This is a genomic window from Mesorhizobium sp. B264B1B, assembly GCF_020165765.1.
GTDB lineage: Bacteria > Pseudomonadota > Alphaproteobacteria > Rhizobiales > Rhizobiaceae > Mesorhizobium.
On the sequence record NZ_JAIUIS010000007.1, the window covers coordinates 1 to 23,472 of the forward strand.

At 63.6% G+C, this 23,472-nt stretch carries 27 protein-coding genes; 15 read left to right on the forward strand and 12 right to left on the reverse strand.

Features of this window, described 5'->3' with window-relative positions; genetic code table 11:
- Positions 1-129: 129 nt before the first annotated feature.
- The 4 genes from def to truA are packed head-to-tail and all read left to right on the forward strand — an operon-like array spanning position 130 to position 2,878.
- On the forward strand, positions 130-660 hold the full coding sequence (gene def, locus LB547_RS15605) for a peptide deformylase (RefSeq protein WP_056573548.1): 531 nt from the start codon (positions 130-132) through the stop codon (positions 658-660).
- 6 nt (positions 661-666) lie between these two features.
- The gene (gene fmt / locus LB547_RS15610) at positions 667-1,602 is read left to right on the forward strand and encodes a methionyl-tRNA formyltransferase (RefSeq protein ID WP_140514325.1); all 936 of its coding nucleotides are present in this window, start codon (positions 667-669) and stop codon (positions 1,600-1,602) included.
- Positions 1,599-2,105 (forward strand): GNAT family N-acetyltransferase, encoded by a 507-nt coding sequence (locus tag LB547_RS15615; protein ID WP_140514323.1) that lies wholly within the window; start codon positions 1,599-1,601, stop codon positions 2,103-2,105. Before fmt ends, LB547_RS15615 begins: the two co-directional genes overlap by 4 nt.
- A 23-nt stretch (positions 2,106-2,128) precedes the next feature.
- Positions 2,129-2,878, forward strand: coding sequence for a tRNA pseudouridine(38-40) synthase TruA (gene truA / locus LB547_RS15620; protein WP_140524228.1), 750 nt, complete (start codon positions 2,129-2,131; stop codon positions 2,876-2,878).
- On the opposite strand, the gene LB547_RS15625 is transcribed toward truA, so the two are convergent.
- Positions 2,866-3,495, reverse strand: a complete 630-nt coding sequence (locus LB547_RS15625; RefSeq protein ID WP_140514320.1) for a transporter — start codon at positions 3,493-3,495, stop codon at positions 2,866-2,868. The two genes, truA and LB547_RS15625, sit on opposite strands and share 13 nt — an antisense overlap.
- 5 nt (positions 3,496-3,500) lie before the next feature.
- Entirely contained in the window at positions 3,501-4,694 is a 1,194-nt protein-coding gene (gene dapE, locus LB547_RS15630) for a succinyl-diaminopimelate desuccinylase (RefSeq protein WP_140559065.1), read from the reverse strand.
- Positions 4,695-4,823: 129 nt separating this feature from the next.
- On the opposite strand from dapE, the gene LB547_RS15635 reads away from it, so the two are divergent.
- Positions 4,824-5,861, forward strand: coding sequence for a 2-dehydropantoate 2-reductase (locus LB547_RS15635; RefSeq protein ID WP_140762963.1), 1,038 nt, complete (start codon positions 4,824-4,826; stop codon positions 5,859-5,861).
- A gap of 73 nt (positions 5,862-5,934) precedes the next feature.
- On the opposite strand, the gene LB547_RS15640 is transcribed toward LB547_RS15635, so the two are convergent.
- From LB547_RS15640 to dapD, 3 genes are all read right to left on the reverse strand, one after another.
- Positions 5,935-6,312, reverse strand: coding sequence for a DUF805 domain-containing protein (locus tag LB547_RS15640; protein ID WP_224646216.1), 378 nt, complete (start codon positions 6,310-6,312; stop codon positions 5,935-5,937).
- Positions 6,305-6,619, reverse strand: coding sequence for a DUF805 domain-containing protein (locus tag LB547_RS15645; RefSeq protein WP_140762966.1), 315 nt, complete (start codon positions 6,617-6,619; stop codon positions 6,305-6,307). The genes LB547_RS15640 and LB547_RS15645 overlap by 8 nt, the downstream gene beginning before the upstream one ends.
- 72 nt (positions 6,620-6,691) lie before the next feature.
- Positions 6,692-7,546 (reverse strand): 2,3,4,5-tetrahydropyridine-2,6-dicarboxylate N-succinyltransferase, encoded by an 855-nt coding sequence (dapD, locus tag LB547_RS15650; protein ID WP_140762969.1) that lies wholly within the window; start codon positions 7,544-7,546, stop codon positions 6,692-6,694.
- Positions 7,547-7,689: 143 nt separating this feature from the next.
- Here dapD and LB547_RS15655 point away from each other — a divergent pair, with 143 nt between their 5' ends.
- Positions 7,690-8,535, forward strand: a complete 846-nt coding sequence (locus LB547_RS15655; protein ID WP_140762972.1) for an LOG family protein — start codon at positions 7,690-7,692, stop codon at positions 8,533-8,535.
- Positions 8,536-8,619: 84 nt separating this feature from the next.
- On the opposite strand, the gene LB547_RS15660 is transcribed toward LB547_RS15655, so the two are convergent.
- Entirely contained in the window at positions 8,620-9,330 is a 711-nt protein-coding gene (locus tag LB547_RS15660; protein ID WP_140491455.1) for a pyrimidine 5'-nucleotidase, read from the reverse strand.
- A 160-nt stretch (positions 9,331-9,490) separates the two neighbouring features.
- On the opposite strand from LB547_RS15660, the gene LB547_RS15665 reads away from it, so the two are divergent.
- The 3 genes from LB547_RS15665 to LB547_RS15675 all read left to right on the forward strand — a co-directional run bounded on the left by LB547_RS15665 (position 9,491) and on the right by LB547_RS15675 (position 12,048).
- Entirely contained in the window at positions 9,491-10,252 is a 762-nt protein-coding gene (locus LB547_RS15665) for a GGDEF domain-containing protein (protein WP_140491457.1), read from the forward strand.
- Between the two features lie 189 nt (positions 10,253-10,441).
- Entirely contained in the window at positions 10,442-10,612 is a 171-nt protein-coding gene (locus LB547_RS15670) for a hypothetical protein (RefSeq protein WP_181165184.1), read from the forward strand.
- On the forward strand, positions 10,609-12,048 hold the full coding sequence (locus LB547_RS15675) for a GMC oxidoreductase (protein ID WP_140762975.1): 1,440 nt from the start codon (positions 10,609-10,611) through the stop codon (positions 12,046-12,048). The genes LB547_RS15670 and LB547_RS15675 overlap by 4 nt, the downstream gene beginning before the upstream one ends.
- A gap of 133 nt (positions 12,049-12,181) precedes the next feature.
- On the opposite strand, the gene LB547_RS15680 is transcribed toward LB547_RS15675, so the two are convergent.
- The 3 genes from LB547_RS15680 to LB547_RS15690 all read right to left on the reverse strand — a co-directional run bounded on the left by LB547_RS15680 (position 12,182) and on the right by LB547_RS15690 (position 15,400).
- Entirely contained in the window at positions 12,182-13,156 is a 975-nt protein-coding gene (locus tag LB547_RS15680) for an amino acid ABC transporter permease (RefSeq protein ID WP_140559070.1), read from the reverse strand.
- Positions 13,153-14,457 carry an NAD(P)/FAD-dependent oxidoreductase gene (locus tag LB547_RS15685; RefSeq protein ID WP_140559071.1) on the reverse strand — a complete coding sequence of 435 codons (1,305 nt, stop codon included), beginning with the start codon at positions 14,455-14,457 and terminating at the stop codon, positions 13,153-13,155. The genes LB547_RS15680 and LB547_RS15685 overlap by 4 nt, the downstream gene beginning before the upstream one ends.
- 178 nt (positions 14,458-14,635) lie before the next feature.
- On the reverse strand, positions 14,636-15,400 hold the full coding sequence (locus tag LB547_RS15690) for a transporter substrate-binding domain-containing protein (RefSeq protein WP_224519058.1): 765 nt from the start codon (positions 15,398-15,400) through the stop codon (positions 14,636-14,638).
- 315 nt (positions 15,401-15,715) lie between these two features.
- Between LB547_RS15690 and LB547_RS15695 the strand changes: the two genes are divergently transcribed.
- Positions 15,716-16,336, forward strand: coding sequence for an Lrp/AsnC family transcriptional regulator (locus LB547_RS15695; protein ID WP_224519054.1), 621 nt, complete (start codon positions 15,716-15,718; stop codon positions 16,334-16,336).
- A 41-nt stretch (positions 16,337-16,377) separates the two neighbouring features.
- Here the strand turns inward: LB547_RS15695 and phhA are convergent, their stop codons facing one another.
- Positions 16,378-17,214 (reverse strand): phenylalanine 4-monooxygenase, encoded by an 837-nt coding sequence (gene phhA, locus LB547_RS15700; RefSeq protein WP_140514307.1) that lies wholly within the window; start codon positions 17,212-17,214, stop codon positions 16,378-16,380.
- A gap of 137 nt (positions 17,215-17,351) precedes the next feature.
- On the opposite strand from phhA, the gene LB547_RS15705 reads away from it, so the two are divergent.
- Both LB547_RS15705 and LB547_RS15710 read left to right on the forward strand, forming a co-directional pair.
- Entirely contained in the window at positions 17,352-17,828 is a 477-nt protein-coding gene (locus LB547_RS15705) for an Lrp/AsnC family transcriptional regulator (protein ID WP_140491470.1), read from the forward strand.
- 321 nt (positions 17,829-18,149) lie between these two features.
- Positions 18,150-18,608, forward strand: coding sequence for a RidA family protein (locus LB547_RS15710; RefSeq protein ID WP_140524234.1), 459 nt, complete (start codon positions 18,150-18,152; stop codon positions 18,606-18,608).
- 25 nt (positions 18,609-18,633) lie between these two features.
- Here LB547_RS15710 and argB read toward each other — a convergent pair whose 3' ends face one another.
- Together argB and LB547_RS15720 are read right to left on the reverse strand one after the other, a co-directional pair.
- Positions 18,634-19,527 carry an acetylglutamate kinase gene (gene argB, locus LB547_RS15715; protein WP_140491474.1) on the reverse strand — a complete coding sequence of 298 codons (894 nt, stop codon included), beginning with the start codon at positions 19,525-19,527 and terminating at the stop codon, positions 18,634-18,636.
- Positions 19,528-19,693: 166 nt separating this feature from the next.
- Positions 19,694-21,187 carry an amidase gene (locus tag LB547_RS15720; RefSeq protein WP_140762978.1) on the reverse strand — a complete coding sequence of 498 codons (1,494 nt, stop codon included), beginning with the start codon at positions 21,185-21,187 and terminating at the stop codon, positions 19,694-19,696.
- Positions 21,188-21,332: 145 nt separating this feature from the next.
- Here LB547_RS15720 and LB547_RS15725 point away from each other — a divergent pair, with 145 nt between their 5' ends.
- The 3 genes from LB547_RS15725 (at position 21,333) to LB547_RS15735 (ending at position 23,347) form a co-directional block, all read left to right on the forward strand.
- On the forward strand, positions 21,333-21,872 hold the full coding sequence (locus LB547_RS15725; RefSeq protein WP_140554637.1) for a sigma-70 family RNA polymerase sigma factor: 540 nt from the start codon (positions 21,333-21,335) through the stop codon (positions 21,870-21,872).
- On the forward strand, positions 21,869-22,567 hold the full coding sequence (locus LB547_RS15730) for an anti-sigma factor domain-containing protein (protein ID WP_140582802.1): 699 nt from the start codon (positions 21,869-21,871) through the stop codon (positions 22,565-22,567). Before LB547_RS15725 ends, LB547_RS15730 begins: the two co-directional genes overlap by 4 nt.
- Before the next feature lie 222 nt (positions 22,568-22,789).
- Entirely contained in the window at positions 22,790-23,347 is a 558-nt protein-coding gene (locus tag LB547_RS15735) for a fasciclin domain-containing protein (RefSeq protein ID WP_140551640.1), read from the forward strand.
- Positions 23,348-23,472: the final 125 nt, after the last annotated feature.

Consider the following 23,472-nt stretch of genomic DNA (forward strand, 5'->3'; position numbering starts at 1 on the left):
CCCAGCCTCCATCCGCTGGCGATAAAACCGGACAACTCACGTGCTACCTAATCCGGACAACTCATGTGCTTACGACATCCCCCGGCGTACCGGTTGACGCCCTTTATTCAAGGTCTTAGGTGAGACGCCATGCCGATCAAGCCGCTCATCATCCTTCCCGACCCCATCCTGCGCCAGGTTTCCAAGCCGGTGGAGCGCGTCGACGCGCCCTTGCGCAAACTGGCCGACGACATGCTGGCGACCATGTATGACGCGCCCGGCATCGGGCTGGCCGCGATCCAGATCGGCGAGCCGCTGCGCATGCTGGTGATCGACCTCGCCAAGGAGGACGAGACGCCGGCGCCGCATGTCTTCATCAATCCCGAAATCCTGGAAAGCGCCGACCAGCGCTCCGTCTACGAGGAAGGTTGCCTGTCGATTCCCGACTATTATGCCGAGGTCGAACGCCCGGCTTCCGTGCGGGTCAAGTATCTCGACCGCGATGGCAAGCTGCAGGAAATGGAGGCCGAGGGGCTGATGGCAACCTGCCTGCAGCATGAGATCGACCATCTCAACGGCGTGCTGTTCATCGACCACATTTCGAAGCTGAAGCGCGACATGGTGGTGAAGAAGTTCAAGAAGCTAGCCAAGGACAAGGCTCCGGGCAAGCTGGTGGGATAGGGGACAATGCCCCTTCGCGTCATTTTCATGGGGACGCCGGAGTTTTCGGTGCCGACATTGCGCGCAATTGCCGATGCCGGACATGAGGTCGCGGCCGTCTACACGCAGCCGCCGCGAGCCGCCGGCCGGCGCGGCCTTGAGCTGACGCCGTCGCCGGTACAGCGCGAGGCGGAACGGCTGGGCATCGAGACGCGCACGCCGACGTCGCTCAAGGGCGAGGCCGAACAGGCAGCTTTTCGCGCGCTGCAAGCCGATATCGGCGTGGTCGTGGCTTACGGCCTGCTGCTGCCCAGGGCGGTGCTTGAGGCGCCGCGACTGGGCTGCATCAACGGCCATGCCTCGCTGTTGCCGCGGTGGCGCGGTGCGGCGCCCATCCAACGGGCGATTATGGCGGGCGACAGCGAAACCGGTATGATGGTCATGCGCATGGAAGAAGGCCTCGACACCGGCCCGGTGGGGCTGGTTGAAAAATGCGTCATCGAACCCGATATGACCGCCGGCGATCTGCATGATCGATTGATGAGCGTCAGCGCCGCACTGATCGTGGAAGCGCTGGCGCGGCTGGAAAGGAATAGCCTGGCGTTCACCGCCCAAGCGGTTGAGGGGGTGACCTACGCCAAAAAGATCGATAAATCCGATACGCACGTGGATTGGACGCGACCCGCGGCCGAAGTCCACAATAACATTCGCGGCCTGTCGCCCTTCCCCGGCGCCTGGTGCGAGGTTGAAATTGGTGGCCGGGTGGAACGGCTGAAACTGCTTCGCTCGACGCTTGCGCAAGGCATGGGCGAACCGGGAGGAATTCTCGACGACCGCCTGACGGTCGCCTGCGGAGCGGGCGCGATCCGGCTGGTCGAAGTTCAACGGGCGGGCGGAAGGCCCGCCGCCGCGCAAGAATTCCTGCGCGGGACCAAGATCGAAAAAGGAATGAAATTGTCATGAGCATGATGTCGATACGCGCGGCGACGCCGCGGGATCGCGAGGCCATCCGCCTCGTCGAGGAACACGCTTTCGGCCAGCAGGCGGAGGCCGGGCTGGTTGACGCGCTGGTTTCCGGCGGCGACGCCGTTGTCGAACTGGTGGCGGAAGAAGACGGGCAAGTGGTTGGCCACATCCTGTTTTCGCGGCTTTTCGCCCGCACCGGCGGCAAGGATTTCCCGGCGGTGGCACTGGCGCCGCTGGCGGTGGAGCCCTCCTTTCACGGCACCGGCATTGGCGGCGCGCTGATCCGCGAGGCTCACATCCGCCTGCGCGACGCCGGCGAGATGCTGGCCGTGGTGCTGGGCGACCCCACCTACTACGGCCGTTTCGGCTACAGCCACGCGCGCGCCGAAGGATTCGAGAGCGAGTACCAGGGCGAGGCGCTGCAGGCGCTGGCCTGGGGCGACGCTCCCGAAACCGGCCGGCTGGTCTACGCCTCGGCCTTCACCGCACTCGCCGCCTAGGCGAGTGCGTATAGCCGCCCGGCATGCCGCGTTTTCGCCTCGACATCGAATATGACGGCAGCTTGTTTGCCGGCTGGCAGCACCAGGCGGACCAGCCTTCGGTGCAGCAGGCGATCGAGCAGGCGATCGAAAAATTCTGCGGCCAGCAGGTCCGCTTGCGCGCTGCCGGCCGCACCGATGCGGGCGTGCATGCGACGGCCCAGGTGGCGCATGTCGACCTGGCCAAGGCCTGGCCGGACGACAAGGTGCGCGACGCCGTCAACGCGCATCTGCAGGCCGCCGGCAACCGCATCGCGATCTTGAAAGCAACGACCGTCGTCGACGGCTTCGATGCCCGCTTCTCGGCTATCGGCCGTCACTATCTCTACCGCATCCTCAACCGGCGCGCGCCCTCGGCGCTGGAAAAGGGCAAGGTATGGTGGGTGCCGAAGCAGCTTGACGCCGCTGCCATGCACGAAGCAGCCAAAGTGCTGCTCGGGCGGCATGATTTCACCACCTTCCGTTCCACGCAATGCCAGGCCGAGAGCCCGGTGCGCACGCTCGACCGTCTTGACGTCAGCCGTTCGGGCGACATGATCGAAGTCAGAGCCTCGGCGCGTTCCTTCCTGCACAACCAGGTGCGCTCGATGGTCGGCTCGCTCAAGCGCGTCGGCGAAGGCGCATGGACGGCCGGCGATCTCAAGGCGGCGCTCGAGGCGCACGACCGCGCCGCCTGCGGCCAGGTGGCGCCGCCCGACGGGCTTTTTCTGATCGGCGTCGATTATCCCGGATAGAGTCCCGAAAGGCTCTGAGCTCCGGTGTCCGGAACCGTGATGCCAAGCAGCGCCTGCAGCCCGAACAGCACGATCAGCGAAGCGATGAACATGCCAACGAAGACAGCGGTCCCGATTGCGGCCCCCCTGCCGATGGTCGCGTTGGTCATGCGCCAGGTCAGCACCATCGACAGCGCGAACAACAGCAGCGACACAAGGCTGGAGATCTGGCTCGCCGAGGTCAGGAAAAGCCTGATCAGCGCGGACGGCAGCATCAGCCAGGCGGTGATGGCAGAAGCCCAGTTCGAGGCCACGACATAGTGCACGAAGCGGCCGCCGATGCCGGCGCGCGGCGCGACCAGAGCGAGTGCGACCAGAGGCAGCACCCAGGAACCGATATCGACTGTCGCCAGCCGCAACAGCATGCTGAAGCGGCCCGCGAAGGCATCGGGATCGCCGATCTCGTTGGCGATGCCGACCCAGCCGACGATCAATGCCGGCGCCGCGACGACGATGGCGAAAAAGGAATTCCAGAAACCATCGGCAGACAGGTCGAGCAGACGCAGGCCATCGGCCCTGCCGAGCATCAGTCGCCAGGCGCCGGTCAGCGAAACTTGGGTCTCGTCCGCCGAAAGCATGCTGCTCAGTCCTGTCCGAACCAGTCTTCGATGAAGCGCTGATAGATTTGCGTCAGCGTCTCGAGATCGGCAAGGGCGACGCGCTCGTCGACCATGTGCATGGTCTTGCCGACCAGGCCGAATTCGACAACCGGGCAATAGTCCTTGATGAAGCGCGCATCCGAGGTGCCGCCGGAGGTGGATAGCGCCGGTTCTCTGCCGACCACCGCCTTGACCGAGCCGCTCAACGTCTCGATCAGCCTGTCGTCGCGGGTCAGGAAGACATGGCTCGGCCGGTCGCGCCAGACGAGTTCGTAGTCGACCGGCATCTCCTTGCCGGGCCGATATTTCCTGCGGCCCGCCGCCTGGTCGAGACGGTTGTGGATTTCGGCCTGTATGGTCTCGGCGGTCCAGCTGTCATTGAAGCGGATGTTGAAGGTGGCGGTCGCCTTGGCTGGAATGACGTTGGTGGCCGGGTTGCCTACGTCGATGGATGTCACCTCCAGATTGGTCGGCTGGAAATCCTTCGTGCCCTCATCGAAGACGGGATGCAGCAAAGCATCGACCAGGCTCATCAGCCCGCGTACCGGATTGTCGGCAAGCAAGGGATAAGCGACATGGCCCTGGCGGCCATTGACGATGACGTCGCCCGACAGCGAGCCGCGCCGGCCGATTTTTATCATGTCGCCGAGCGCAGCCGGGTTGGTCGGCTCGCCGACGATCGATGCATCCCATTTCTCGCCCCTGGAAGCCGCCCATTCGAGCAGCTTCGTGGTACCGTTGATGGCCGGGCCTTCCTCGTCGCCGGTGATCAGCAGCGAGACCGAGCCCTTCGGGCCGCCATTCGTCTCGACATGGCGCGCTATCGCGGCGATGAAACAGGCGATGCCGCCCTTCATGTCGACCGCACCCCGGCCATACATCTCGCCATTGGCGATCTCGGCGCCGAAGGGCGGATGCGTCCAGGCGGCTTCGTCGCCGACCGGCACCACGTCGGTGTGTCCGGCGAACATCAGATGCGGGCCATTGCCTGAGCGCCTGGCATAAAGGTTTTCGATATCGGGCGTGCCGTCTTCCGAAAAAATCGGGCGATCGACGAGGAAGCCGAGCGGTTCCAGCATCGTCTGCAACGCGGTCAGCGCACCGCCTTCGGCCGGCGTCACGGAGGCGCAACGGATGAGGGCGGCGAGGTTTGCGGCGGGATCGGTCGGCAGCGTCATGGCAAAAGCGATAGTCGAAAGCTGAAGGCCTGTCACGGCCAGACGTAGGGGCCAGTCCTATGACCGGCGATACCGCCGACATTATGGTTTTCATGTCGTATAGTCGTGGGCCCGGTGCGGAGCGACTGGATGGCAAACGGGGACAAGAGAATCGTCATTGCCGGCGCCGGCAGCATCGGCTGCTATGCCGGCGGCTGCCTGGCGCTCGCCGGGCGCCAGGTGATTCTGCTTGCCCGGCCGCGCATCGAGGCGGCTCTGCGGCAAGGCGGATTGCGGGTCAGCGACCTTGAGGGCCGCGACCGGGGCCTCGAGCGGCAAGCGCTTGCCGTCACCACGGATCCAGCCGCCGCCTTGCCGCAGGCGGACGTGATCCTGGTCACCGTCAAGAGCGGCGCGACGCGGGAAATGGCTGCGCTCATCGCCGCCCACGCCCCGCCGGACGCCGTGGTGGTGAGCCTGCAGAACGGCATCGACAATGCCGACAGGCTGCGCGCCGGTGTCGGCGGGCGACCAGTGCTGGCCGGCATGGTGCCGTTCAATGTCGTGCAATCGGCCGACGGCGAATTGCCGCTTCGTGTCCACCGCGCCAGCGACGGCAAGGTCATGATCGAGGACAGCGATGCCGGTCTGATCAGCCTTCTCGGCGTCGAAGGGCTCCGGGTTGAAGCCCATGCCGACATGAAAGCCGTGCTGTGGGGCAAGCTTTTGATGAATTTGAACAATGCGCTGGTGGCGCTTTCGGGCCTGCCGCTGGCGAGCGAGCTTGCCGACCGGCGCTGGCGGCTGATCCTGGCAAGACAGATCGACGAGGCGCTCCAGGCGATGAAGGCGTTGGGCATCGAGCCGGCGCGGATCGCCGGCTTGCGGCCGGCGCTGTTTCCGATAGTGCTCCGCCTCCCCGATTGGCTGTTCAGGCTGCTGGCGCGGCGGATGCTGGCCATCGACCCGGAGGCGCGTTCCTCCATGTGGGACGATCTGCAGCGCGGCCGGCCGACGGAGATCGGCGATTTGCAAGGCGCCGTTCTTCGCCTGGCGCAAGAAGCGGGCACGCCGGCGCCAACGGTCCGACGAATCATCGCCCTGGTGCGTGAAGCGGAAGCGGCCGGCCGCGGATCGCCCGGTTTCAGCGCGGATCAGGTCGCCGCGCCTGAAGCGCGTCGCGTCTGAATGAATTCAGGCGACGCGGATCAGGCCTTCATTTTCATGCATACCGTCAGTAGCGTATCGCGATGATGGGCGCTCAGGGTTCGGCCGGTGCATTGGTGCGCTTGCCATAGCGGTTGGGTCCGGGCTTGCCCGGAAACAGGCAAAGCACGACGAAGGCGACGATCGAGACGACCGGCACGAACAGGATCAACGCCGCGATGCCGGGCTTGTCGAGGTCGTGCAGCCGCTTCACCGCCAGTGCGATGTTCGACCACAGCGAGGCGATGAAGGCGATGAAGAAGACGAACGACCACATGTTGCTCTCGGGCGAGCCTTCCGGCACCAGCGTGAAACGATAGAGCGGGAAGGCCTGGATGATGGCCACGAGCAGCCCACCAAGAAAATAGGCCGCGCGGCTGACGCGGCCCGATGTCTTGAAGAAAAGCCAAGTAAGGTTGGATCTGTCAGGCAAGCGGGTCCCGTCCATATTGATTGACACCCTGGGCGCCTTCGAGAACGCCGAGACCGATCAGCGACCACCAGCCCGACTTGTCGCGGTCGTGCCAGCGTTTTGCATAGAGAGCAATCGCGAAATAGATCGACGCCAGCGCGACGAGCATGCCGATCCTGCCGCCGCCTGCGGTCGTGAAGCGCGTGCCGAGAATCGCATCGAGAATGAAGACAACAATACCGATGACGATGAATATACCGATGCCGGCCCAGAACTTGGCGCGATTGATGCGGCTGTCGAAGCTCGTCAGCAGATACTTCCAGTCCATGTCACCCCTCCATGTTGAACCGGCGCAACCGATCGTCGCGCCGGCGGAAGGTGCGCCCGCTTTCCAAAAAGATCAATCGCGCAGCAATTCGTTGATCGACGTTTTGGACCGGGTCCTGGCATCGACCCGCTTGACGATGACCGCGCAATAGAGACTTGGACCCGGCTCATTGTTCAGAAACGGCTTGCCAGGCAGCGAACCGGCTACGACGACGGAATTCGGCGGCACTTCGCCGTAGAAAATCTCGCCGGTGGCGCGGTCGACGATCTTGGTCGATTGGCCAATGAAGACGCCCATGCCGAGCACAGAGCCCTCGCGCACGATGCAGCCTTCGACCACTTCCGAGCGCGCGCCGATGAAGCAATTGTCCTCGATGATGGTGGGACCGGCCTGCATCGGCTCCAGCACGCCGCCGATGCCGACGCCGCCCGACAGGTGCACATTCTTGCCGATCTGGGCGCAGGAGCCCACCGAAGCCCAGGTATCGACCATGGTGCCCGAATCGACATAGGCGCCGACATTGACGAAGGACGGCATCAGCACGGCGCCCGGCGCGACATAGGCCGAGCGGCGCACGATCGACGACGGCACGGCGCGGAAACCGGCCTTCTCGAAATCGACGGCGCTCCAGCCGTCGAACTTCGACGGCACCTTGTCCCACCACACGGCCTGGCCGGGACCGCCCTTGATGATCTCCATCGGGTTCAGCCGGAAGGACAAAAGGACGGCTTTCTTCAGCCATTGGTTGACATGCCACTGGCCATCGGCCTGGCGCTCGGCAACGCGGGCGGTGCCGCGGTCGAGCAGATCGAGCGCCGACTGGATGGCGTCGCGTGTCTCGCCTCTGGTCGCCGTCGAAATCGCGTCACGTTCCTCGAAGGCCTTGTCGATGGTCTTTTCGAGGCTCGCCAGATCCGGCTTCGACATGAATTCGCTCCATTACCAGGCTGTTAAGGGGCTGAGCCTTAACCTGTTTTGAAAATCGCGCGGACCCTATGTGAAGGCAGAGTAGGGGTCAATCGCGACTGCGCCATGGGACGGCGCAAGTGAATGAAATGGACGGACCTGACATGACACCCATGGAAAAGGCGGGCTGGACGCCGCTGCCGCATTCGGACGAGGATCTGGAGCGGGCCAGGAGCGTGCCGGACACGCCGCAGACGCGCGCCGAGACCTACCGCCTGGCGTGGAACGATCCCGACTTCATGACGCGGCGCGAACTGCGCGCGGTCAGGCTGCAGCTCGAACTCCTGAAGCCGGAGATGATCCTGGCCGAGCGCGGTATCCGCTCGACCGTGGTCCTGTTCGGGGGCGCGCGGCTGCCTGAACCCGGCGGCGAGGCCTGGGCGGCCAAAAACGAGACGCAGAAGAAAAACCTCGAGGAAAACAGCAAATATTACGAGGAAGCGCGCAAATTCGCCCGCCTGTGCTCGCAGCAATCGGCCAGTTCATACTACCGCGAATATGTCGTGGTGACCGGCGGCGGGCCCGGCGTGATGGAAGCGGGCAATCGCGGCGCCGACGATGTCGGCGCGCCCTCTATCGGCCTCAACATCGTTCTGCCGCACGAGCAGGCGCCCAATGCCTATGTGACGCCGGAACTCTGTTTCAACTTCCACTATTTCGCCATCCGCAAGATGCATTTCGTCATGCGCGCGAAGGCCGTCGCGGTGTTTCCCGGCGGCTTCGGCACGATGGACGAATTCTTCGAGACGCTGACGCTGATCCAGACCGGGCGCATGGAGCGCGTACCGGTGATCCTGTTCGGCAAATCCTTCTGGAGACGGGCGATCGATCTCGACTTCCTCGCCGAGCAAGGCACGATCAGTCCCGGCGACCAGGACATCATCGATTTCGTCGACACCGCCGACGAGGCCTGGGGCATCGTCAGCCGGTTCTATAAGTTAGGGGAGTAAGGGAGTAGGGCAGTAAGGCAGTATATCTAGAATCAAGGGCTGAGAGCGCCCCTCATCTTCCTACTGCCCTACTGCCCTACTGCCCTACTGCCTTATCCCCACGACTATCTCCGTCAGAAACCCGGCCAAATCGTCGGTGACGAAGTCGACATCATCTTCCTGCGCCGGATCGCGCTCCCAGATTTCGGAGAATGTCGGCTCGAAATTGCGCGGCACCACCAGGACCGTCGTCATGCCCAGTGACTTCGGCACGGACAGGTTGCGCGCGAGATCCTCGAACATCACCGCATTGTGGCCGGTGACGGCGTGAAGTTCGGCGAATTTCTCGTAGGTCTGGCGCGCCGGCTTGGGGTTGAGCCCGGCGGCGACGATATCGAAGATGTCGTCGAAATGATCAAGGATGCCAAGCTGGCGCGCAGTGCGCTCGGCATGCCTGCGGTCGCCGTTGGTGAAGATGAACTTGCGGCCGGGAAGCTGGCGAATGGCGGTGCCGAGGACGGGATCCGGCACCAGCCAGGAATAGTCGATGTCGTGGACCTTCTCGAGGAAATCGTCGGGGTCTATGCCATGACGCGTCATCAGCCCGTTCAGTGTCGTGCCATACTCCCGATAAAGTTCCTTTTGCAGCTTGCGCGCGTCCTCGCGCGGTAGCGACAGCAGTTCCCCGACATAGGCGGTCATCTTGACGTCGATCTGCGAGAACAGATTCGAATGATGCGGATAGAGCGTGTTGTCCAGGTCGAACACCCAGTCGGTGACATGGGCGAAGCGAGCGGGGTCGGGGTGTGTAGCCATGCGCCCCTTATGGCACGAAACGGACGATCTTGAAGGGGCTTTATCCACAACTTCTACGCGCCGAAAGTGGCAGAACAGTCTCACCGTTCAAATTTTAGGCATCCTGGAAAGGTGGCCTTCAGGGCTTGCTGGCACAGAGGCGGTCCAGTGGGAGCCAGCGATGAGCAGTATAATTCTGAAGTCCGCCACCATTGCTTTCGTCTCCGTCGCGGTTTCGCTCCTTCTGACCCTGATCATCGTCCCCGCCATGGGATTCCCGGTCAACCGCATGATCTGGCTGACCTCGACATTGTGTCCGCTGGTTCTTGCATGGGCGGCCTGCGCAAGCACGTTCTGGCACAGCGACAGGCTGAAGTCGGCGCATCGCGACCTTGCCCGCACCCATGCCCAGCTTGCCGCAGCACATCGCCGGCTGGCGGAAAAGGCCAGCCGCGACGACATGACGGGCATGCTCAACCGGGAAAGCTTCTTTGCCGTGCTCAACGGATCCCGGCACAAGCCCGATCGCGGCGCCTTGCTGATCATCGATGCCGACCATTTCAAGATGATCAATGACAGCTTCGGCCATCTGACCGGCGACGACGCGCTGCTCCTGATCGCCAGCGCAATCAAGCGCGGGGTGCGGGACGGCGACGTCCTCGGCCGCATCGGCGGCGAGGAGTTCGGCGCATTGCTGGTCGGAGCCACGGAACGGGAAGCCAAGCGCGTCGCCGAGCACATCCGCCGCGAGGTCGAGCTGATCCGCTTCCGGCCCGTGGACGAGCGGACCATTCCGCTGACCGTCAGCATCGGCGGAACCCTCTGCGACGAAAGCGCCAGCGTGTCGGAGCTGATGCGGGCCGCCGACCGGCGCCTCTACCAGGCCAAACATCGGGGACGCAACCTGGTGATCCTCGACACCGACATCTCCGAGGCGGCCTGAACGGGCTGATCCAGCATATCGGCTTGTTAAGAAGTCTCTAACCCTGTTTGCACTCGGCTGCGCATTGTTCCGGCTTGCAACCAGTTTTGGCACGCTTCTGGCTTCGATGATGAAGCATGTGCCGTTCAGGGAACATGCCTGGATGTTCAGGGAACATGCCTGGATAGAGACCCCGTCGAGAGACCTGTCATGAGTTTCCTTATCAAGAAGATATCCCGCCGAATGATCATGCAGACGCTGATCGCGGTGCCTGCCCTGTCGCTGTTCCGCAAATTGCCCGATGCGGGTTCTTCCGAAGCCGCCCCCGATGAGATCGTCGAGGTCAATGGCTGGATCCTGAAGCGGAGCGACCTGGCATGATCTTCGACAGTTATGAGGCGTTTCGCGCCGCGAATTTCACGCCCAGGGTCTGCGTTCTCGGCTCCGGCCCGGCCGGCACCACGATCGCCAGAAAGCTCGGCGCCGCCGGCATACCGGTCGTGGTGCTGGAGGCCGGCGGCAGGGAGTTCAGCGACACCTCGCAGGATTTCTACCGCGGCACCACGGTCGGCGATCTCTATTTCGATCTCGATATCACCCGGCTGCGGTTCATGGGCGGCAGCTCGAACCACTGGGCCGGCTGGTGCCGCGTGCTCGACAAACAGGATTTCGAGCCGAAGGCGTGGGTGCCGGACACGGGCTGGCCGATCCGGCGCAGCGACATCGAACCCTATCTGCGCGAAGTGCGCGAAATCCTGGAACTGCCGGATTTCCGGCCGGACGCGCCGATCTCGGACGACATCCGCTGGGTGCAGCTGATCAAGAGCGGTGCGGTGCGCTTCGCTGAAAAATACGCCGACGAGCTCGACAAGAGCAGGAACATCGCTGTCGTGCTCAACACCTGCGCCGCCGAGCTTGCCGGCGACGGCAGACGCGTGACCGGCGCCAGGCTGTGGTCGCAGGGGCAGGATGCCGGCTTCTTTAGCGCCGATTATTTTATCGTCAGTACCGGGGGGCTGGAGAATTCGCGGCTGCTTTTATGGTCGAACCAGCGCTCCAATGGCGGCGTCGTGCCGAACGCGACGGCACTTGGCCGCTACTGGATGGAACACCCGACCTTCCAGGGCGGCAACGCCATCCTGTCCGACTATGGCGCATTCGAGGTCGATGCGGTGAACGAGGCCTTCTTCTCGCCGATGCCGGCCGCGATGGAGCGGCTGCGGATCATGAATTTCGGCATCAGGCTGATCGAGACGCCCTATCCCGGCGTCAAGGACCTGATCGCGAATCTCGCCTGTACGGCGCCCAACATGGCGGAGTGGCTATCGGGCAAACTCAACCAGAACCTGCGCTGCGCGGCCCAGCTCTATGTCGCCTGGGAGCAGGCGCCGCTGGCCTCGAACCAGGTCGAGCTGTCGAAGACCGTGGTCGACCACGCCGGCGTGCCGCGCATCGAGCTGCACTGGAAGAAATCGGACCTGGAACGCCGCACGCTGCTCGAAGGGCTGAGGCTTTTCGGGACGACGCTAGCCCAGAAGAACCTGGGCCGGGTGCGTATAGCCGACTGGATTTCGAATGGCGGCGACTACCCGACGGACGAGGAGACGGCCGGCCACCACCACATGGGAGGCACGCGCATGGGCACCGATGTCGCCACAAGCGTCGTGGATGCCAACTGCAAGGTGCACGGCATGGACAATCTCTATGTCGGCGGCTCCTCGGTGTTCTGCACCTCGGGCCAATGCAACCCGACGACGACGATCACGGCGTTGGCCTGCCGGCTCGGCGAGCATCTCGGCAAGGTGGTAGCCGCCTGAGGGTTCCGCAGTCCCCACTAAATCATCTCATCCCGACAAAGCCGCGTCACATAATGGCGCGGCCGCCGGAGCGGCTTAAAAGCCGTGGAGATGCGCACCGGCACGGCGGCGACGCAGCTTTCCTGGAATTGTCCTACGCCCGCCGCTCCGACCGGCCAAAACGCCGTTCGAGATAGGCCTGGCCGAACTCCAGCGTGATCGACAGGATCCAGTAGATCATCGAGGCGGTGATCAGCATCTCGATATGGCGGAACTCCGTCTGGCCCATGGTGCGGGCGAGATACATGATCTCCCAGACGCCGACGACCGACACCAGGGACGAGTCCTTCAGCATGGCGATGAACTGGTTGCCGGTCGGCGGGATGATGACGCGCATGGCCTGCGGCAGGATGACCAGCGCCATGGTCTGGCCGGGGCTCAGTCCAAGCGCAGTGGCGCCTTCGCTCTGTCCGCGCGGAATGCTTTCGATGCCGGCGCGGAAGATCTCGGTCATGTAGGCGCCATAACACAGCGACAACGCCAGAATGCCGGCCGGCACCGCGCCGATCACGTAACCGACCTGCGGCAGGCCGAGATAGATGATGTAGATCTGCATCAGCAAAGGAAGGCCGCGGAACAACGAGGTGTAGAAAGTGGCCAGCCCGTACACAATGCCGTTTCCGGTCAGTTTGGCGATGGCGCCGACAAGTGCGATGGCTGTCGCGATCAGGATCGAGATCGCCGAAATGTAGAGCGTGGTGGTGACGCCCTGGGTGATCAGGAAGCCGATCTTCCTGGCGATGAAGGCAAGCGACAGGTCGAAGGAATAGAAGAACAGCATCAGGAGCACGAACAGTTCGATCCAGACGCCGACGATCTGCTGCCGCCGGGGCAAAAGCAGCAGCAGCTTGCAATTCACCAGCACAATGAGCGCGATCAGCACTGCGGAAAGCGCGCGCGACAGGGCAGGGTTGGCCTGCAGCCAGCCGGATGCAACTGGAATCACCGAGCCGATCCAGCTTGACTTGATGCCCATCGCGTAAAGGCCGGCGGCCAACAGCGCCAGCACGAGCGCCCCCACTGCGCGGCGGGTGATCCCCGGATAGAAGAGCATCAGCCTGCCGATCATGCCGTCACCTTGTCTTTCGTGGCGGCATGACGTTCTCGCCACCAGTCCTGCGCCTGCAATTTCCAGTAGGTGAGCTGCGCGGCCGCCAGGCCGGCGGCGCCGCCGGCCCAGCTCAATCCGAATGGCGCGAACTGCCGGTACCGGTCCGAAACGCCCAGAATGCCTTCCGCAACGATTTTTCCGGCGATGGCCGTGGTGTTGAGACCATGGCCGCCGAAAGCCGTGCAATACCAGACGCCCGGCTGCAATTCGCCGATCTGGGGCATCAGGTGACGGGCATAGGACATCAATCCGGACCAGGCCAGTTCGGTCTTGAGGTCCGCAAGCTGCGGATAGGTACCGATCATCTCGCGGCGCAATTCGCGCGCCAGCGCGTAGGCAGAAGCGGCGCGCGTGGTGATGCGCCCGCCCCACAAAAGGCGATTGCCGCCATCGACCAGCCGATAATAGTCGCCGGCCCGTCGGTTGTCGCCGACCGCGTCCGTGGTCGCAACGGCTTGCGCGATCAGGCGCGGCGCCGGCTCGGAAACCATCACATAGGTCGCGATGGGCAGGAAGGCGCGGTGGAGCTGACTGAATACCGGGCCGGTGTAGCCGCCGGTAGCCAGCACGACGCGCGGTGCCCGAAGCGTGCCCTCTCGCGTGCGCAGCATCTTTTGCGGCCCCGACAGATCGCATTGCACGACTTCGGAGCTCTCATGGATGCTGCCGCCAAGCCGCTCGATCTCATCGGCCACGGAACGCAGATAATTAAGCGGATGGATGTGAAAGGCTTTCGGGTCGCGCAGGCCCTGGTAATAGCGAGCCGATTTCAGCACCGAACGGACGTCTTCTCTGCGCAGATATTGAAGCTGGTATCCGTGGTCGCGCGCCGTCTGGTCGGCATAGGCCTTGAGCGCGTCGCCATCGTCGTAGCGCAGGACGCTGACCAGCCCGTCGCGCGGCATGGCGGCCGATATGTCGAGCGCCTCGATGGTGTGACGCACGAATTCGACGCCCTCGATCGACAGCCGGTGCAGTTGCCGGGCGGCCTCCTTGCCGACACGCGCGGCAATGGTGTCGCCGCCGGTGGCGAAGCCAGGCGTCACGAAGCCGCCATTGCGGCCGGAGGCGCCGAAACCGACGACGTGGGCCTCCAGCACAGCGACGCGCAGCCCGGAGCGCGACAGCTGCAACGCCGTGGTCAGGCCGGCCAGTCCTCCGCCGACGACGGCCACGTCACAGTGCGCCTCGCCGCGGAGCGGGGGCCTGATCTTCCGGTCGATCATGGTGCGGGCGTAGTAGGTGTCCGGATAGGCCATCGGCGACTTTCAACTGCATCCCGCTCGTCAGGAAAAGCGCGTAGCGCTTTTCCCTGGGGAATTGCGCAAGAACAAAGGTTTAGAGAGGGGTGGCGATTGTTTCAAACGCTGCACCGCTCCGGCATCTGACACGTGATGCCCGCCGGTCGCCGAGCGGCGGCCGGCGGGCAATCCAACGTCATTTGGCGCTGTAGTCCTTGCCGTACCATTTCGTGGTCAGCGCGGCGAGCGTGCCGTCCTTCTTCAGCTCGGCGATGATGCCCGAAACCTTTGCGGTCCACTCGGGATCGTTCTTCTCGGCGATGACCACGAGCGGTTCCCGGAAGGCATATTCCCCTTCGAGGATCTTCACGGGATAGCCGTTCTTGATGGCGTTCTGCGCCGTCTGCTCCGGCGCGATCACGGCATTCAGGCGAACGCCGTCGCCAAGCCGCAGGTCATCGAAGGGAAGCATGGAATCGGCGAAGGTGCGGATCTCGCCGGGCTCCAGCTTGTATTCGACGGGAGGCAGGCCGGGCGCGTCGATCTCAAGCTTGCGGCGGATGAAATCCTCCGAGGTGGTGGCCGTCTCGACGCCGATCACCTTGCCGTTGAGATCGGCGACCGACTTCGCGGTGCTGTCCTTGTGCACGACGTAGACATAGGGGCTGTAGTAATAGATGCCGACAAAATCGATCACCTTGGAACGGGCCTTGGTCGGCGTGACCGAGCCGACGCCGAGGTCGTAGCGCCCTTGCCAGCGGCCGCCGGTCAGGGTCGCCCAGTCGGGCGTCTCGAACGAGACCTCGACCCCCAGCCGTTTGCCGATCTCGCGCGAGACATCGATGTCGAAGCCGGCGAGCTCGTTGCTGTCATTGAGAAAGCTTTGCGGCGGCCAGGCGGCGTTGGTGGCGACGACCATCGCCTTCTTCGACGTGACGCGATCCAAAGTTTCTCCGGCCATGGCCGCCGTCGTGATCGCGAATGTCGCGACGGCAAGAATGGCGAAATCGAGCAGTTTTTTCAAAGTTATCCTCCCTTATGGATGCAGCTGAAATGACGGTACCTGCGTCGGGCACCAGTGGTTGTTTCGATCGGCCTCGTCCGCGACGTCTCCGCGGCGTACCGTGGCGTTCGGCTTGCGGATGCAAGTCCAACGCGGCTCGGTGTCGATTTGCGTCCATCGCAGCCGAAGCTGTTCCCCCTCATGGACTGGCGTTTGTGACAGTTGACACTCAGGTCGCGAAAAGCAGGGTTCCACCCGGCGAAATGCCGGATAATGGCAGCCATGCAGTCATTACGTGCCGTGAGGCGGCAAAATGCCGGATATTTGCGCCTTGCGCAGCCTGCACCGGCGGTTCCTGAGGATTGTCGCGGCGGTGGTTCAGCCGATAGGATCGCGCCGAGCGATTGGACGGGTTCCAGGGCGGATCGAAGGAGAGGATTGATTGTGGAATTGACCGAAAAAGATCGCCAGCTGCTCGCGCTGATGCAGAAGAACGCGCGTGAGCCGGTCGCATCATTGGCGCGTCAGCTCGGCGTATCCCGGACTGCCTTGCAGGAGCGCATACAAAAGCTCGAGGCGGGCGGGGTCATCGAAGGCTACGCGGTGCGGCTGACCAAGGAGGCGGCACAGAATTCCGTCCACTGTTTCACCTTCGCCGCCCTGAACAACAAGAGCTACCCGGACGTCTCCAGGAAGATCAAGGCGATGCCTTCGATCCAGGCGGTCTATGCCATAACCGGCGAGTGGGACCTGATCATCCATGTCGCGGCCGAGACGCTCGAGAAGCTGAACCGGGAAGTGAATGCGCTGAATGAAATCAGCGGCATCGTCAAAACCGCATCGCATGTGGTGATGGAGACGAAGTTCAATCGCAACATCTATGCCGCACTGTAGGAAGGGCGAGGTTTCGCTCGCCCCTGCCCATCCAAATCCGGCTACACAGTCGCCGGGTCGAGTGCGGGCTCGCCCATGCGGCGAGCGACGATCGCCGCGAAATCGGCGGTCTGGAATGTGTCGCGCAGCGCGTCGAAGGACGGCAGCACGAAATAGACGCGCTGGAACTTGTCGATTTCGTAGCCCGTGCGCATCACCGTTTCCAGGTCGAAAGGCGCATGGTGCGCATCCTTGCTTTCGACCGCGAACTGCAACTCCGTGAAGGATGACATCAGGCCGGCGCCGAAGGCCTTCAGCGGCTGACCACTCTCCTGCATGAGGCCGTATTCGGCCGTGTACCAGTAGAGCCGGCTGATCATTTCGTCGCCGCCCAGCGCGATGATGTCGCCGGCCTTCTGGCCATACATCTGCATGAAGTCGGCGAAGACCGGCTGCGACAGCACAGGCACATGTCCGAAGAAATCATGGAACATGTCGGGTTCGACGATGTAGTCGAGCTCCTGCTGCGTCCGCAGCCAGTTGGTGACGGGGAAACGGCGGCTGGCGAGATGGTCGAAGAAGGGCGCGGCCGGGATGAGCCCTGGCACGGCGACGATCTCCCAGCCAGTCAGCTTACGCAACTTGGCACTGACTTCGTCGAAGTCCGGGATGCGGTCGAGCAGGCCGAGCTTGTCGACGCCGTCGAGATAGGAATGGTGGGCGAGCTTGCGCGTCAGTTTCGTCTGGCGGTCGCACAGTGTGCGCCAGACCGCCTGTTCCTCGGCGCTGTAGTCATAGCCTTGCGCCACGGTGAAATCGGCACGGCAGACCGAGTAGTCGCCGCGCAACCCTTGAGCCGCGCAGTCGCGGGCATATTCGGCAACGCTCATTGTCGTCATGGTTTTCTCCTCGCCAATCTTGAATTCCGGATGTGCCCGAAGTTAACCGGACTTGCGGAGGCAAATCGGTTTTGGTGATGGCCGGAATGAGGATTTTTGGATAACATCCACTCGGAATATGCCATAGCGGAGTGAAAATGCCTCAATTCGACGATTTCGAGATCAAGATGCTCGATATCCTCCAGCGCGACGGACGCAAGCCGGTCTCCGAACTGGCGCAGGAGATCGGCCTGTCGACGACACCTTGCGCGCGGCGCTTCGAGGCGCTGCAGGAGGCCGGCATCATCAAGGGCTTTGCCGCCGTGCTCAGCCGCCGTGCCGTCGGCCTGACGGTCGAGGTGTTCATCCAGGTGCGGCTGGTCAGCCACAGCGACGGTTCGCCCGAGAGTTTCATCGCCGCGGTCCAGCGCATGGACGAGGTATCATCCTGCTGGACGATGACCGGCGACCACGACTTCCTGCTGCATGTCATGGTGCCGTCGGTCGACGAACTCAACGCCTTCGTCATGCACCGGCTGATGCGGCTCGACGGTGTGCGCGACGTCCACACGCAGCTCGTGCTGCAGAACATCAAGGGACCCGGCCACGTGCCGCTCGGACATCTGCGGCGGTGATGGCGCCGGCCAGCATGGGCGGATCACCCATGAAGAGGTCCCGCCATGAAGCTCGTTCTCCATGCGCTGGTATACGGAGATGGACGGCGGCTCTGGTCCGCGAGTCTGGGGATTTCTGACGCGCGATGGCCGGATGAAAGATGGCCGATTTCCGGAGCGCGCCACAGACGCGGAAGAGCAATCGATGGTGTTCGAACGGACGGCATGGAAACCTGCCGTGCTCGCGGCCATGCATTCGCACCGCGCCTGACTTTTTCACGCTGGCCGTTATCAGGCTGCGCGCTACTTCCTGGAAGCAGAGGTGTCCGGCAGGAGGAAGAGATGCAGCTTGTCACCCATAAAAAGACGAAAGAGGGCCGGCTGATGCCTTGGGGAAAAGGCACCGTCGTCAGCGGCGCCAGGGGCTATGTCTTTCTCGCCGGCAATACGGGCACGGCCGAAAATTACGACCCGTCGACGGGCAAAGGTGGCGCCGTCGGGGACGCGGCGACGCAATGGCGCTCCATTTTGACGACCATCAAATCGGACCTGGAGGAGCTTGGCAGCTCGCTCGAGCATCTCGTCAAGATCACCCAATACATCAAAGGACCATTTCCGGACGGCGGCGTTCTGAGTTCCCCCAATTTCCGGCTGGACGTCATGGACGAATTCTTCGCCGCGCACTGCCCGAAGCACTGCAGCTACAACAATCCGCCGCCCTCGGAGGTAATCGGGGTTGCCGCACTTGCGCATCCCGATCTCGTCATCGAGATCGTGGCGGTCGCCGCTCTGCCGGATTAGCGCCGGGCGCGACAGCCCACAAATATCAGGGCACGATCAGCGTGCCGGCGCCGTGCTCGGTGAACAGTTCAAGCAGCACCGAATGCGGCGTCTTGCCGTTGAGGATGACGACGCCTTCGACGCCGCGCTCGATCGCCTCAATGCAGGTCTCGACCTTCGGGATCATGCCGCCCGACACCGTGCCGTCCTTGATCAGCGCCTTGGCCTCGGCGACCGTCAGCTCGTCGATCAGCTTCTTGTCCTTGTCGAGCACGCCCGGCACATCGGTGAGGAACAGAAGACGCGAGGCCTTGCAGGCGCCGGCGATGGCGCCGGCGAAGGTATCGGCATTGATGTTGTAGGTGTGACCATCGCGGCCGGGCGCCACAGGTGCCAGCACCGGGATCATCTCGGAGCGCGCCAGAAGGTCGAGCAGCGTGCGGTCGACCTCGACCGGCTCGCCGACGAAGCCGAGATCGAGCACGCGCTCGATGTTGGAGTCCGGGTCGATCATGGTCTTGCGCGCCTTTTCGGCGAACACCATGTTGCCGTCCTTGCCGCACAGGCCGATCGCCCATTCGCCCTCGGCGTTGATGAGCGCGACGATCTCCTTGTTGATAGAGCCCGCCAGCACCATCTCGACGATCTCGACCGTCTTCTGGTCGGTGACGCGCAGGCCGCCCTCGAATTTGGATTCAATGCCCATCTTGTTGAGCATGGCGCCGATCTGCGGCCCGCCGCCATGGACGACGATCGGGTTGACGCCGGACTGTTTCAACAGCGCGATGTCGCGCGCGAAGGCTTTGCCGAGTTCGCTGTCGCCCATGGCGTGGCCGCCATATTTCACCACCACCGTCTTGTTCTCGTAGCGCTGCATGTAGGGCAGCGCCCGCGACAGCAGGGCGGCCTGCATTTCGGCGGTGGCGGCGATGTCCGTCATCGGCGTGGTTCCCTGGCTTTTGATTTCATGCCTGTCGTTGCCCCAAAACCGCTGCGCATTTTTGGCGACATGCATCAGGTAAAGACGGCGGCGTCTTAGCGGGAATTGACGCGGGCCGCAAACGGCTTTGCTGTCATATTCGGGCGGCTCACGACCTCGTCATCACTTAAGGCACCATAAGCGGCGCCCTGCGGCCAAGCCAACCGGAGATCTTCTCCATCTGCGCGGCCAGGGACAAAAGCGTCTCCTCGTCACCGGGGCGGCCCGCGGCCTGGACGCCGAGCGGCAGGCCGGCTTCGGTGACGTAAACAGGGAGCGCGATGGAAGGCTGGCCGCTGACATTCTGGATCGCCGGCCAGTGAGTGAACCACAGGCTCTTGTCCATCAACTGGCCGAACAGCGGTTCGATCCTGAGCAGCGCCGTGAGGCGAAGCTTGTCGAGCATATTCTCGATGAGCTCGTCGGCACCCTTCGGGTCCATCGCACCGCAAGCGAGCGGCGGGTGGGCGATAACAGGCATCAGCACGGCGTCGTAACGCGCCGTCTCCGCAATCAGTTGCCGCGAGGCGGCATGCAGCCGCTGCAAGCCGGCATAGGTCTCGCCGGCCGAGACCATTTCGCCCAGTCGGCCGAGCACCCGCGTCGCGCGCTCGATGTCGCCGGTGACGGTGCGGCCGACGCGCACCGCCTCGGCCCGCAACATGCCTGCGACAGCCGAGGCAACCGTTCTGCAGAAATTGGCGAAGAAATCGCGACCGATGGAGGGCAAATCGATTTCCTCGACGCTGTGGCCGCCCTCGTGGGCGAGCGCCACCGCGGTATCGAGCGCATTCAGCGTCTCGGCCGAAATCGGCAGGCCGAGCGGAGAGTTCCGGTACATTGCGAGCTTGAGCTTGCCGGGATCGCGCGCGGCAGCCGCGGCGAACGCACCCTTCGGCGGCGGCGCGGCATAGGGCGCGAGCGGGTCGGGGCCATGGGTGAGGTCAAGCAGCAGGGCGCAATCTCGCACCGAGCGGGTGACGGCATGGTCGACCACCATGCCGTACCAGCTTTCGCTCACCGATGGCGACAGCGGAACGCGGCCGCGCGAGGTCTTGAGGCCGACCAGCCCGGTGCAGGCAGAAGGCACGCGGATCGAGCCGCCGCCATCGGAGGCATGCGCCACCGGCACGACGCCGGCGGCGACCAGTGCCGCAGCGCCGCCGGACGAGCCGCCGCTGGTGTGGCCGGTGTTCCAGGGATTGCGGGTGATGCCGAAGGCTTTTGATTCGGTCATCAGCCGCAGCCCGTGTTCGGGCGATGTCGAGGTGACGATGGGTATCAGTCCGGCGGCGAGATAGCGTTCGGTCAGCACCGAACTGACCTCGGGCATCCAGGCGGGGATGCGGCTGCCGCCATGCGACGGCACGCCCTTGATGGCGATGCCGAGATCCTTGACGGCGAAGGGCACGCCGGCCAGCGGTAGGGAATGATCGATGCCCTTCGCCCGGCTGCGCGCCGCATCGTAGAGTGTCTCGGCCGTGGCATTGATTTCAGGCCGGCTGGCCTCGGCGCGCGCGATCGCCGCGTCGACCAGTTCGACCGGCGAAACCTCGCCCTTGCGCACCAACGTGGCAAGGCCGGTGGCGTCTTCTTCCCACAGCACTCGTTCGACCGACATGCGCACTCCCCCGATCCAGGCAAGGTAACCAGCGGCCAATCCGTTGGCAATCGAGCGATGAACGAGTGCGGCGCGGTGCGGAAAGCTTTGGGTGCACGGAAATTTGCGCCGTTGCAAATACATCGCAATCCCCTAATTTGCCGACATGACGCCACAGGAGATCAGCAATCTGATTGTCCGGACTTCGATGAAGGACCGGGCTTCGTTCGATCTGCTGTACCGGCAGACCAGCGCGAAACTTTTCGGTGTCTGCCTTCGTGTATTGAAGGACCGGGGAGATGCCGAAGAGGCGCTTCAGGAAGTCTTCGTCAAGATATGGACGAAGGCGGACCGTTTCGCCGTCTCGGATCTAAGCCCGATTTCCTGGCTGGTGGCCATCGCGCGCAACCATGCGATCGATCGTATCAGGGCGCGGCGGGAACCTGCCGCCTACATCGATGCCGCGCTCGATGTGGCCGATCCGGCGCCGGGACCGGAGGCCATGACCGTGGCAGGTGGCGAGTCCGAGCGCATCCACCGTTGTCTCGAGGAATTGGAAAAGGGCCGGGCAGCGGCTGTCCGGGGCGCCTATCTGAACGGCGAGAGCTATGCCGAACTGGCGGAGCGCCACGGCGTGCCGCTGAACACGATGCGAACCTGGCTGCGACGCAGCCTGCTGAAGCTCAGAGAGTGTCTGGAAAGATGACGCTGGTAGACGACGACGGACCGGAACGTGGAGGCGACGACCTGTTCGCCGCCGAATACGTGCTTGGCGTCCTGACAGCGGAAGAACGCCAGATCGCGTCCCGCCGCATCGATGGCGACGCCGCATTCGCTCGGCTTGTCGATGCCTGGGAGGCCCATTTTTCGCCCTTGGCCGTCGCCTATCCCGGGACAGAACCTCCGATCAGGGTCAAGGAGGCGATCGATCGCCGGCTGTTCGCCTCGCAGCCTCGCGCCGGCCTATGGTCGAGCCTTGCCTTCTGGCGCGGCCTTGCCGCCGCCGCCATCGCGGCGCTGGCGATCTACATCGCCTTGCCTTTCATCAACCCGCCGCTCCAACAACCACAGCTTGTCGCCTCGCTGGCCGCCGAAGGCAGCGACGTCAGATACCTCGTCGTCTATGACGCGGCGCATCATGAAGTCGGCCTGTCGCACGTTTCCGGTGAGCGGGCCTCCGGCAAGGACTTCGAACTGTGGGTGATCGTGGGCAAGAACGCGCCGGTTTCGATGGGCGTCATCCCGGCCGGGAAGGCTGCGCATGTGACGGTTTCGCCGGTCGTGCAGCAGAAACTTGCGCGGGGCGCCGTGCTGGCGGTCAGCCTCGAGCCTTCAGGCGGTTCGCCGACCGGCCAGCCGACGGGACCGGTGGTCGCGGCAGGCGACCTGAAGGGCATCTGATGGCTCCCCGCCCGGACCGTCGCCTTACAAAATAGTGAAGTCTATTTTTGCATGGATAACCGCGGACCAAATTCCCGCAGTTGGATCAGCCTATCCACTGAAATCACCGGGCGTCATTCGGAATAAAAGAATTCTTTCATAGAAAGCGAAACTAAGTTTTGCATGGCCCGTATCTCCTCGCGTTCCCAATGATGGGGAAAACAACCCGAGGAGACTTACATCATGCGTAAACTCGCCACCCTTTTGCTCGCCGGTACGATCGGCCTCTCAGCGCTCGGCACCATCGCCTATGCCGCCAATCCGATGGTCGGGGGCGCACCCATGTACGCCAAGAAGAACATCATCGAGAACGCCGTCAATTCGAAGGACCACACGACGCTGGTCGCTGCCGTCAAAGCAGCGGGCCTGGTCGACACGCTGCAGGGCGCCGGACCCTTTACTGTTTTCGCTCCCACCAACGAGGCCTTTGCAGCACTTCCGGCCGGCACGGTCGAAACGCTGCTCAAGCCCGAGAACAAGGACAAGCTGACCAAGGTCCTGACCTGCCATGTGATCGCGGCGAAAGCGATGGCCGCCGACGTCGCCAAGATGGCCAAGGCCGATGGCGGCGCGCATGTAGTCAAGACCGCCGGCGGCTGCGAGCTGACGCTCAAGGCCGATAAGGGCAAGGTCACCGTCACGGACGAGAACGGCAATGTCGCCCATGTGACGATTGCCGACGTCAGGCAGTCCAATGGCGTCATCCACGTCATCGACAAGGTTCTTTTGCCGAAGATGTAACATACGGCTCGCTGCCGGCGAACAGGCAGCAAGGCTCTCCTGCCGGTGCGCGACTTCGTACACGCGTTGCGCCGGCAGGCGTCCGCTCCGCACTGTGGCTCCATCCAGGAGGCTGGTGCGGGTAA

Bases quoted from the DNA above. Each gene is read 5' to 3' on its own strand.
- LB547_RS15635 (WP_140762963.1), top strand. From the start codon at position 4,824: ATGGCAAACGGGGACAAGAGAATCGTCATTGCCGGCGCCGGCAGCATC.
- LB547_RS15675 (WP_140762975.1), top strand. From the start codon at position 10,609: ATGATCTTCGACAGTTATGAGGCGTTTCGCGCCGCGAATTTCACGCCC.
- LB547_RS15685 (WP_140559071.1), bottom strand. From the start codon at position 14,457: ATGGCCTATCCGGACACCTACTACGCCCGCACCATGATCGACCGGAAG.
- LB547_RS15705 (WP_140491470.1), top strand. From the start codon at position 17,352: ATGCCTCAATTCGACGATTTCGAGATCAAGATGCTCGATATCCTCCAG.
- LB547_RS15665 (WP_140491457.1), top strand. From the start codon at position 9,491: ATGAGCAGTATAATTCTGAAGTCCGCCACCATTGCTTTCGTCTCCGTC.
- LB547_RS15690 (WP_224519058.1), bottom strand. From the start codon at position 15,400: ATGGCCGGAGAAACTTTGGATCGCGTCACGTCGAAGAAGGCGATGGTC.
- phhA (WP_140514307.1), bottom strand. From the start codon at position 17,214: ATGACGACAATGAGCGTTGCCGAATATGCCCGCGACTGCGCGGCTCAA.
- dapD (WP_140762969.1), bottom strand. From the start codon at position 7,546: ATGTCGAAGCCGGATCTGGCGAGCCTCGAAAAGACCATCGACAAGGCC.
- LB547_RS15695 (WP_224519054.1), top strand. From the start codon at position 15,716: ATGGCAGCCATGCAGTCATTACGTGCCGTGAGGCGGCAAAATGCCGGA.
- LB547_RS15710 (WP_140524234.1), top strand. From the start codon at position 18,150: ATGCAGCTTGTCACCCATAAAAAGACGAAAGAGGGCCGGCTGATGCCT.
- LB547_RS15670 (WP_181165184.1), top strand. From the start codon at position 10,442: ATGAGTTTCCTTATCAAGAAGATATCCCGCCGAATGATCATGCAGACG.
- truA (WP_140524228.1), top strand. From the start codon at position 2,129: ATGCCGCGTTTTCGCCTCGACATCGAATATGACGGCAGCTTGTTTGCC.
- LB547_RS15660 (WP_140491455.1), bottom strand. From the start codon at position 9,330: ATGGCTACACACCCCGACCCCGCTCGCTTCGCCCATGTCACCGACTGG.
- LB547_RS15735 (WP_140551640.1), top strand. From the start codon at position 22,790: ATGCGTAAACTCGCCACCCTTTTGCTCGCCGGTACGATCGGCCTCTCA.
- LB547_RS15645 (WP_140762966.1), bottom strand. From the start codon at position 6,619: ATGGACTGGAAGTATCTGCTGACGAGCTTCGACAGCCGCATCAATCGC.
- LB547_RS15730 (WP_140582802.1), top strand. From the start codon at position 21,869: ATGACGCTGGTAGACGACGACGGACCGGAACGTGGAGGCGACGACCTG.
- LB547_RS15615 (WP_140514323.1), top strand. From the start codon at position 1,599: ATGAGCATGATGTCGATACGCGCGGCGACGCCGCGGGATCGCGAGGCC.
- LB547_RS15625 (WP_140514320.1), bottom strand. From the start codon at position 3,495: ATGCTTTCGGCGGACGAGACCCAAGTTTCGCTGACCGGCGCCTGGCGA.
- argB (WP_140491474.1), bottom strand. From the start codon at position 19,527: ATGACGGACATCGCCGCCACCGCCGAAATGCAGGCCGCCCTGCTGTCG.
- LB547_RS15680 (WP_140559070.1), bottom strand. From the start codon at position 13,156: ATGATCGGCAGGCTGATGCTCTTCTATCCGGGGATCACCCGCCGCGCA.
- LB547_RS15725 (WP_140554637.1), top strand. From the start codon at position 21,333: ATGACGCCACAGGAGATCAGCAATCTGATTGTCCGGACTTCGATGAAG.
- def (WP_056573548.1), top strand. From the start codon at position 130: ATGCCGATCAAGCCGCTCATCATCCTTCCCGACCCCATCCTGCGCCAG.
- LB547_RS15720 (WP_140762978.1), bottom strand. From the start codon at position 21,187: ATGTCGGTCGAACGAGTGCTGTGGGAAGAAGACGCCACCGGCCTTGCC.
- LB547_RS15655 (WP_140762972.1), top strand. From the start codon at position 7,690: ATGACACCCATGGAAAAGGCGGGCTGGACGCCGCTGCCGCATTCGGAC.
- dapE (WP_140559065.1), bottom strand. From the start codon at position 4,694: ATGACGCTGCCGACCGATCCCGCCGCAAACCTCGCCGCCCTCATCCGT.
- fmt (WP_140514325.1), top strand. From the start codon at position 667: ATGCCCCTTCGCGTCATTTTCATGGGGACGCCGGAGTTTTCGGTGCCG.